Origin of the sequence: Spirulina subsalsa CS-330 (assembly GCF_028330765.1) — a bacterium.
Lineage (GTDB): Bacteria > Cyanobacteriota > Cyanobacteriia > Cyanobacteriales > Spirulinaceae > Spirulina > Spirulina subsalsa_A.
On the sequence record NZ_JAQMTY010000047.1, the window covers coordinates 1 to 8,400 of the forward strand.

The 8,400-nt window shown below is 55.8% G+C and carries 10 protein-coding genes; 1 reads left to right on the forward strand and 9 read right to left on the reverse strand.

What is annotated here, in order from left to right:
- The 9 genes from PN477_RS03250 to PN477_RS03290 form a co-directional block, all read right to left on the reverse strand.
- The coding region (locus tag PN477_RS03250) for a hypothetical protein (RefSeq protein WP_272146978.1) at positions 1-839 on the reverse strand (839 nt) is incomplete at its 3' end.
- A gap of 65 nt (positions 840-904) precedes the next feature.
- Positions 905-1,567 (reverse strand): Na(+)/H(+) antiporter subunit B, encoded by a 663-nt coding sequence (locus PN477_RS03255; RefSeq protein ID WP_272119312.1) that lies wholly within the window; start codon positions 1,565-1,567, stop codon positions 905-907.
- Positions 1,564-2,148, reverse strand: a complete 585-nt coding sequence (locus tag PN477_RS03260) for a DUF4040 domain-containing protein (protein ID WP_072621931.1) — start codon at positions 2,146-2,148, stop codon at positions 1,564-1,566. Before PN477_RS03260 ends, PN477_RS03255 begins: the two co-directional genes overlap by 4 nt.
- On the reverse strand, positions 2,138-2,419 hold the full coding sequence (locus PN477_RS03265) for a monovalent cation/H(+) antiporter subunit G (protein WP_072621930.1): 282 nt from the start codon (positions 2,417-2,419) through the stop codon (positions 2,138-2,140). Before PN477_RS03265 ends, PN477_RS03260 begins: the two co-directional genes overlap by 11 nt.
- Before the next feature lie 19 nt (positions 2,420-2,438).
- Entirely contained in the window at positions 2,439-2,690 is a 252-nt protein-coding gene (locus tag PN477_RS03270) for a hypothetical protein (protein WP_072621929.1), read from the reverse strand.
- Entirely contained in the window at positions 2,687-3,067 is a 381-nt protein-coding gene (locus PN477_RS03275) for a Na+/H+ antiporter subunit E (protein ID WP_272119318.1), read from the reverse strand. Before PN477_RS03275 ends, PN477_RS03270 begins: the two co-directional genes overlap by 4 nt.
- Positions 3,067-4,494 (reverse strand): cation:proton antiporter, encoded by a 1,428-nt coding sequence (locus tag PN477_RS03280; protein ID WP_272119320.1) that lies wholly within the window; start codon positions 4,492-4,494, stop codon positions 3,067-3,069. The genes PN477_RS03275 and PN477_RS03280 overlap by 1 nt, the downstream gene beginning before the upstream one ends.
- Positions 4,491-4,829 (reverse strand): cation:proton antiporter subunit C, encoded by a 339-nt coding sequence (locus PN477_RS03285; protein ID WP_272119321.1) that lies wholly within the window; start codon positions 4,827-4,829, stop codon positions 4,491-4,493. Before PN477_RS03285 ends, PN477_RS03280 begins: the two co-directional genes overlap by 4 nt.
- Before the next feature lie 466 nt (positions 4,830-5,295).
- Positions 5,296-6,723 carry a cation:proton antiporter gene (locus PN477_RS03290; protein WP_272119323.1) on the reverse strand — a complete coding sequence of 476 codons (1,428 nt, stop codon included), beginning with the start codon at positions 6,721-6,723 and terminating at the stop codon, positions 5,296-5,298.
- Between the two features lie 340 nt (positions 6,724-7,063).
- On the opposite strand from PN477_RS03290, the gene PN477_RS03295 reads away from it, so the two are divergent.
- Complete coding sequence (locus tag PN477_RS03295; RefSeq protein WP_272119324.1) at positions 7,064-8,284, forward strand: NAD(P)/FAD-dependent oxidoreductase; 1,221 nt, start codon at positions 7,064-7,066, stop codon at positions 8,282-8,284.
- Positions 8,285-8,400 lie beyond the last annotated feature (116 nt).

An 8,400-nucleotide genomic window follows, 5' to 3' on the forward strand; every position in this document is an offset into this window, starting at 1 on the left:
AAAGGACTCGCTGTCGCTCGATTTGTTTGTTGGTGCAAATTCATCTCGCCACTAAAAGGCACGTCCGCCGTTACCTTCGGTAACTCTACTCGGACTCGCTTTATAGTGGGAGTCTTCTTTGCACATTTTAAGATAATCGCGGCGGCATGGGCGGGGCTGGGGTTGTGTTTGTAGCGTTTCAGAAGGGGAATGAGGCGATCGCGCTCCGGCAGGGGATGGCCGAGGGCGATCGTGTTGGCGATCGCCGTGCCCCAAAACAGGCCTTGGGTGAGGGTGGTTAGATTGGCGGGGCGGCGCTGGGTGCTGGCACTGCTGAAATCGAGAAGAACCGGCGTAGAGCCTTGGACGCGGACATGGTCGGTGACGCAGCGCAGGTTGCCATGATCAAGCCCGACTTGATCGAGGCGGTGGGCTTGGTGGAGGAGGGTTTTCAGCAGCGGTGCGATCGCCCCCGGCTGTGCTCGTATCCAGGCAGGTAAAGACGGGCCATCGAGATATTCCATCACCAAACAATCCGCACTCGCCGCCCAAAGACGCGGGCCAATCCCCACCCGATTCGCTGCCGCCAAATGGGTCGCTTCGGCGCTGAGATTCTCTTTGGGGGCATCCCTGCGCCGAATTTTCACCGCCACCCGTTGCCCCTGCCACTCCCCCAAAATCACCACGCCACAATACCCCAGCCCAATCACCCGCTGCGTCCCGATCTGCTTTGTGCCGTGGTCGTAGAGTTGGGTGATCCCTAGGGTGTGCAGTTGGGCGGCGATCGCGTCTCCATCACCACGGGGATAGGCGATCGCGCCTCGCCACGGTGACGCAGGGTGCATGAAATCCAAGGTCATGGAAGGGGCTGGGGGTGTCTATGCTGATTGATCAGGCGCGATCGTCATGGGCGGCGCGATCGCGGCTACAACAGCCCACGATAGCGGATGAAGATCAGAATCACCGCCCAGGAACCGAGGGCGACTTTAATCGCAACGAGGATATTCAACAGCGGCAACGTCCCCCCACTGAGGAGAGCGCCAAATTCGCCATGGGTGACATTCCAGCCTAAGAGGGTGGCGATCGCAATCGCAATAAACGCTAAAACCGCCAGTTTTTCCAACGTCGCCGCCCGCCACCGTTTATAAAGAGCCTCCATCGCATCGGATGACGAGGTAATCGTGACGAGGCCGATCGCGGTTCCCCCGGCCACTCCGGCGGCAAACCCTCCCCCTGGGCTGAGGTGGCCGCGAATCGCTAATTCTAAACTCACCAGGGCGGCGATCGTGGCTCCCAAACGGGCGAGGAGGACGGAGGGTTGGTCGGTGAATTGGTGGATGGTGGGGTAGGGTTGTTCGTTGGCGAGGAGGTATTTTGCACCCATGATCGCGATCGTGAAGACAATCACTTCAAAAATGGTGTCGTAGAGACGGTTCCGGAAAATAATCCCCGATACCACATTGGGGATGCCGCTTTCTTGGGCAACGGCGGTGACAATATCCGCCGGATCAACCGAGAGCATGGGATTCGGCAGGATCAGCATTTTGATATACAGAGCAATTCCGGCGACAATGTAGACCCATTTCATGATGATTTGGCGGGGGTATCGGTGGACGAAGGGGGGATTAGGTGGGTTAAGGGGGGGGTTTGGTGGGGGAGTTCGGTGCTGAGGAGGTCGTGGAGCGATCGCAGTCGAATCGTCAACTCATAGGGGGGTTGATCCGGTTGGGGAGAGGGCGATCGCAAACAGAGGCCATGGAGTTCTTTCACCGTCAAGGCTGCGTCTAAATCAGCACGGGTTTCGTAGGACAGCACTTTTAAACGGAGATAGCGTGTACTGAGCATCGCCCGGATTTGGTCATAAATCGCCTCAAACTTTTCCGGATCAGCCTCTACCTCAGCCGTGAGCACACCCACACGCATCACCAAGGACGATCGCACCGCCACCGCATAGAGCGTAATCGCCAGCAATGTCCCCACCAGCGCCTCCGTGAGGGCCACATCCGCCGCCCCCAACACCGAATACACCAGGGCCGCCACTGCCCCTAAAATCCCCCGAATCACCAGGGCATTGTAGGGATTCACCTGCACCGTGAGCATGATCGCCGACAGGGGTAAGAGTGCCACAATCACCAGCAGATAAAGATCCTCTGGTAGGTTAGTGATCATCGCTGTCCTCCCGACTGACACAATAGGCCATCACATAACTCAGCATCGTATTCCACAACGCCAAAGACAACAGCGCCAAAATCAGTAAGGGCCATTCGCGGGGAATTTTCAACAACAACCCAAACACAATACTCATCGAGCCGAGGGTATCGGACACCGACAGGGGATGCAATTTGAACAATACGGAGCGATCGCCCAACAGCGGCAATGTTCCCCACAGCCAAAACACCACCCCAATCCCAATGCAGAGATAGCTTAATCCAGTTACCATGGGCTGTTTCCTCCGGCGATCATTGCAGCGTAATCCGTTTGATCAGGTGGGCCAGGAGCATAAACCCCGCATTCCCCACACTGAGAATAATCACCCCCACCACCCCAATCATCCAATCATCCCGCAGCACGGAAATGCAGAGGATCATAATCGAGGTTTTTGAGGCAACGCTGGCAAAGGCCAGCATTTTTTGCCAGATGTCATCATCCTGCCACGCTTCGTACAGGGGGATGAGGAGAATGAGGGTCATAGCGATGAGAAGGAGGTTCATGGGGTTTTGCGATCGCTCACACGATGGACTTCATATTGACCGGCTTGGTGGTATTTCAAGACAACGGTTTTCGGGGTGAATGTGATTAAAAAGATATCAAGAAAGATGAGCCGAGGGGAGCGATTCGGACGCACCCGATCCATCGTGATCGATTCGTGGCGATGGGGCGAGAGGATCATCTGGCAGGCTTCCCAATAGGCTTGGGGGAGTGCCACCACGGTTTCCCAGGCAATGATCAGCCATTCTCGCAGCGGTTCGTGGGCGGTAAAGCAACGCGGCAACAATAGCGACACCACGAGGCCGATTAAAATGTTCGCCACGCTTAAATCGGCGGTGAGTAAAAACCAAATTCCCAGTCGTAAAAGTAGATTAACCATTATGCCAACGCCATCCAAAATAACAGCACTAACATCAAACTCATCGCCCCGATCAGATGTTCAAACTGTTCGGCGGCGCGGGGGAGTTTCACCGTCACCCGTTGAATGATGCCCAGGTAGATCAGCCAACCGATGGCGATCGTGATCAGCGCCTTACCCAGGTTTTCCAGGGTATAGGCCTTGAGGTAGAAGCCATTGCCAGCCACCAGCCCCCCTAAAAGAAGGAGTTGAGCAGCGAGAAAGCTGGGTTTGAGGGGTTGCCAGGGGCCACGGGGTAAAAAGAGGAATTTGGCGAAGGAAATGGCGGTTCCCACGGCGGCGATGTTCATCATCCAGGTTTGCCAGGGGAGGAGGTGTTTCACCGTCCACACTTTGGCCCCGAAGCCGATCAGGCCGGGAAAGCCGGCAATGGAGAGGCTGGCGATCGCTAAAATCAGCCACAGGGAAAAATTAATCGGGGTCTGTTTTAATTCCTTAAAACTGCGGCTTGGCAGCGTTCCCGCCGAGAGAAAGAGGGACGATTTCACCAAGCCATGGCTGAGGGCGTAGAAGCCGCCCACTGCTGGGGCAGCGAGGACAAACCCCAATTGCGAAATCGTGTGAAAGGCGAGCATTCGTTTCGTGTCTTTTTCAAAGACGGCGCAGGTTACCCCCAGCAACGCCGTCCCTACCCCGAATAGTCCCACGATCATGCCAATGTCGTCTTGAATTAAGCCGCACCGCATCAGGGGTAACACGCTGGCCTTCACCACCGCCCCGGACAGCATCGCCGAAACCGGGGTTTCCGATTCGGAATGGGTGAGGGGGAGCCAGAGGCCCGAGACGAAAATTCCCCCCTTGGCCAGCAGGCCGAGGAAGATTAACGCCAGGGCTTCTGGGGGTGAATCTACCAGGCCCGCGAATTGGAAGGATTGATGGGTTTGGTAGACCAGAATCGTGCCAATGAGGTAGAACAGCATGGCGATGTTGCTGATCAGCAGGTAGCGCAGCCCCACCCAGATGGCGCGATCGCTTCTCGGATAGGCAATCAGCAAAAATGACGCAATGCCGGTCACCTCTAGGGACACATACAGACTCATGAAGTCGGTACAGATGAACGCCGCGTTCAAACTGCCGTGGAGCATCAACAGTTGGGCATAGAAAAACGAGGTGCGATCGCTCTGCCAACAGTAGAACAGCACCGCCAACGTCACCACCGCATTGGTGAGGATGAAATAGCCCCCCAAAGTATCGATTTGGAGAGTCACCCCGGCACTATCGAGGAGTTGAACAATGAGGGGCGATCGCATCCGTAACGCCTGGGCCCCAAACCCCACTGACACCAACCCCGCCACCACCGCCAAGAGGCGATCCGAGCGAGGCAGCAGCATGATCACAAAGCCCGCTATAAAGGGGCAGAGCACCCATAGCATCGTTGCTGCGATCATGATGGTGTGTTGCTAATTTCAATCTCGCGGCTGTCTAGGAGGGGGTTCTCGCGGGCCAACTTCATCACCCCCACCAACATCAACGCCTGAATGGAAAAGCCAATCACGATCGCCGTCAAAATCACCGCCTGGGGCACAGGGTCCGCATAACTCCCCGACTCCGCGCTGCCCACAATCGGCGTAAACAAACCATTGCGAGCCGCGACGAGCACATAGTAGGCGATCACCCCCGTGCTCATCACGTCCATCGCGATGATCTTCATCATGAAATTTTTTTTAAGGATAATACCGAAAAAACCACATAGGATTGTGGCAAAAATACAGGCTTCTAACACAGGACAACCACCGAAAGACTGAAGCTAGGCTGAATCATTTCGGCTAGAATACACCAGATTGCGACCCCCTAAGACTGAATTGATCCAGATGTCGCAATTTGCAATATTCCCAATCAGCCGATTCACGATCTACGCCAAGCTGAAGATCAGCCCTCAGCGCCGCCCTAAGACCTAGTGTCATGACACAGTTAAAATAAGGCTTTGCTGTAGCTGTAGGGTGGGTTAGGCGGATTAAACTCTCGCCATCACTGCAATCCAGCAATCCGCCGTAACCCACCGATTAACTGTGTCATGATACGGTGCGTTACGCTTCGCTAACAGCACCCTACTTAATGCCTTACTTTAGCCGTGTCAATCCAGTAGGGTGGGTTGGGCGGATTAAACTCCCGCCATCACTGCAATCCAGCAATCCGCCGTAACCCATCGATTAACCTGTGTCACGATACGAGGTGCATGAGCGGGACAATCACGCCAGCGCCATCCAGAATAACAGGACTAACATCAAACTCATCACCCCGATTAAATGCTCGAACTGTTCGGCCACGTTGGGCAATTTGAACGTTAGCCGCTGGGCGATGGTGAAGTAGAGGAGCCACCCGATCGCAATCGTGATCAGGGCTTTACCCAGATTCGCCAGGGTATAGGCCTTGAGATAGAACCCATTGCCAGCCACCAGCCCCCCTAAAAGGAGGAGTTGAGCCGCGAGGTAGTTGGGTTTGGGGGGTTGCCATGGCCCACGGGGTAAGAAGAGGAATTTGGCAAACACAACGGCGGTTCCCGTGGCTGCGATGGTCATCAAGAGGCCTTGCCATGGCAGGAGTTGTTTGGTCGTCCACACCTTAGCGCCAAACCCGATTAAGCCGGGAAAGCCGGAAATGGAGAGACCGGCGATCGCTAAGGGTAACCAGAGGGATAGAGTTAGGGGGGTCTGTTGGAGCACCTTAAAGTCACGACTGGGGAGGGAGCCAGAGGAGAGGAACAGCGATGATTTTGCCACGCCATGGCTAAGGGCATAAAAGCCCCCCATTTCCGGGGCGACCAAGATAAACCCCACCTGGGAGAGGGTCGAGAGGGCTAGCATCCGTTTCGCATCGCGTTCAAACATGGCAAACCCCACCCCCAGTAGGGCGGTTCCAATGCCCAGGGTTGCCACGATCGCGCCAATCTCATCTTGGATCAAGCTGCACCGCAGCAGTGGTAACAGACTGGCCTTCACCACCACCCCCGACAACATGGCCGAGACGGGGGTGTCTGATTCGGAATGGGTGAGGGGGAGCCAGAGGCCCGAGACGAAAATTCCCCCCTTGGCCAGCAGGCCGAGGAAGATCAATGCGAGGGCTTCCGGGGGTGAATCCACCAGGCCGGCGAATTGGAACGATTGGTGGGTTTGATACACCAGCACCGCGCCGACGAGGTAGAACAGCATGGCGACGTTGCTGATGAAGAGGTAACGCAGCCCCACCCAGAGGGTGCGATCGCTCCTGGGATAGGCAATGAGTAAAAACGCAGCGATGCCGGTCACTTCTAGGGCGACATAGAGGCTCATGAAGTCGGCACAGATGAACGCGGCGTTTAAACTGCCGTGGAGCATCAACAGTTGGGCATAGAAAAACGAGGTGCGATCGCTCTGCCAACAGTAGAACAGCACCGCCAACGTCACCACCGCATTGGTGAGGATGAAATAGCCCCCCAAAGTATCGATTTGGAGGGTGACCCCGGCACTATCGAGGAGTTGAACAATGAGGGGCGATCGCATCCGTAACGCCTGGGCCCCAAACCCCGCCGACACCAACACCGCCACCACCGCCAAGAGGCGATCCAAGCGAGGCAGCAGCATAATCACAAAGCCCGCTATAAAGGGACAGAGCACCCAGAGAATAGTTTCTAACATCATGGCGTGTTGCTAATCTCGATCGTGCCCCTTTCTAGCCGGGAGATCTTACCCAAAAATCCACATAACACTGTGGCAAACAGACAGACTTCTAGCACAGGACAACCACCAAACCATTGAAGTTGAGCTTGATTATTTTGGTTAGGATATCCCAGATTGTGACCGCCCCAAGGCTAAACGGGTCAAGGCTTCGCAATTTGCAATATTCAAGATGCTGTCTTGCTTGATGGGTTGGGCCGATGGAGGGAGCGAGGTGCGATCGCTGCTTGAAAAACGGTGCAAGATACTACACTGCCTAGGGATTAATCTTGTTAAGATTTGAAACAAAATTACCCCAACGCTCATGACTCACGCCCCTAAAACTGCAACTCCGCACCATGTCGTTATTGTGGGGGGAGGATTTGGCGGCCTCTATGCTGCGAAAGCCCTCGGTAATGCTCCCGTCAAGGTCACCCTGATCGATAAACGCAATTTTCACCTCTTCCAGCCCCTGCTCTATCAAGTGGCGACGGGAACCATCTCCCCGGCTGATATTTCGTCACCCCTGCGCCTCGTGCTCAAAAACCATCGCAATACTCAGGTGCTTCTGGATGAGGTGACGGATATTAACCCAGAGGCGAAGACGATCCATCTCCAGGATGGGGATTTGAGCTACGACAGTTTGATTGTGGCAACGGGGGTGAGTCACCATTATTTTGGCAATGACCATTGGGAAAACCACGCGCCCGGTTTAAAAACCGTTGAGGATGCCCTGGAAATGCGGCGGCGAATTTTCCTGGCCTTTGAAGCGGCTGAGAAGGAAACCGATCCGGTAAAGCGGCAGGCATGGCTGACCTTTGTGATTGTGGGGGGCGGGCCGACGGGGGTGGAGTTGGCGGGGGCGATCGCAGAAATTGCCCATAGCGCCCTCAAGCACGATTTCCGCACGATCGACACCACCCAAGCCAAAATCCTCCTCATTGAAGGCCTCGATCGCATCCTCCCCCCCTACCCCCCAGAACTCTCCGCCAAAGCCGCCGCCTCCCTGGAAAAATTGGGCGTGACGGTGCAAACGCAATCCATGGTGACGGCGGTGGAATCGGGCTGTGTCCAGGTGCGCCAAGGGGAAACAGCATCGGAAATTCCCGCCCGTACAATTCTGTGGGCCGCCGGGGTGAAAGCGTCGGGCTTGGGGGCGGTGTTGCGCGATCGCGCCCAGGCCGAACTCGATCGCGCCGGTCGCGTCATCGTTGAGCCGGATCTGAGCGTGAAGCACTACCCCGATATCTTCGTGATTGGCGATCTTGCCCACTATGCCCATCAAGGCGATCGCCCCCTCCCCGGCATCGCCCCCGTCGCCATGCAACAAGGCGAATACATGGCCAAACTGATCCCCGCTCGCCTCGCCGGAAAAACCACCCCCACCTTCCGCTACCTCGACCTCGGCAAACTCGCCGTCATCGGCCAAAACGCCGCCGTCGTCGATCTCGGCTTCGTCCAATTCTCCGGCTTCGTCGCCTGGCTCATTTGGGTATTCGCCCACATCTATTACCTGATCGAATTTGTTGACATACTCCCCCACTAAACCCTACGGGCTATAGTGGGGGATTCTGAACAGCCAGTTACCTGACCATTTATCCACTCAAACAACGAGAGTTGCAGAGGGTTGCTAGGCTCAACGACTAACGCCATTGATTTATC

Excerpts from the sequence above, each read along its gene's own strand:
- PN477_RS03255 (WP_272119312.1), bottom strand. The coding sequence starts at position 1,567 with ATGAAATGGGTCTACATTGTCGCCGGAATTGCTCTGTATATCAAAATG.
- PN477_RS03260 (WP_072621931.1), bottom strand. The coding sequence starts at position 2,148 with ATGATCACTAACCTACCAGAGGATCTTTATCTGCTGGTGATTGTGGCA.
- PN477_RS03265 (WP_072621930.1), bottom strand. The coding sequence starts at position 2,419 with ATGGTAACTGGATTAAGCTATCTCTGCATTGGGATTGGGGTGGTGTTT.
- PN477_RS03270 (WP_072621929.1), bottom strand. The coding sequence starts at position 2,690 with ATGAACCTCCTTCTCATCGCTATGACCCTCATTCTCCTCATCCCCCTG.
- PN477_RS03275 (WP_272119318.1), bottom strand. The coding sequence starts at position 3,067 with ATGGTTAATCTACTTTTACGACTGGGAATTTGGTTTTTACTCACCGCC.
- PN477_RS03280 (WP_272119320.1), bottom strand. The coding sequence starts at position 4,494 with ATGATCGCAGCAACGATGCTATGGGTGCTCTGCCCCTTTATAGCGGGC.
- PN477_RS03290 (WP_272119323.1), bottom strand. The coding sequence starts at position 6,723 with ATGATGTTAGAAACTATTCTCTGGGTGCTCTGTCCCTTTATAGCGGGC.
- PN477_RS03295 (WP_272119324.1), top strand. The coding sequence starts at position 7,064 with ATGACTCACGCCCCTAAAACTGCAACTCCGCACCATGTCGTTATTGTG.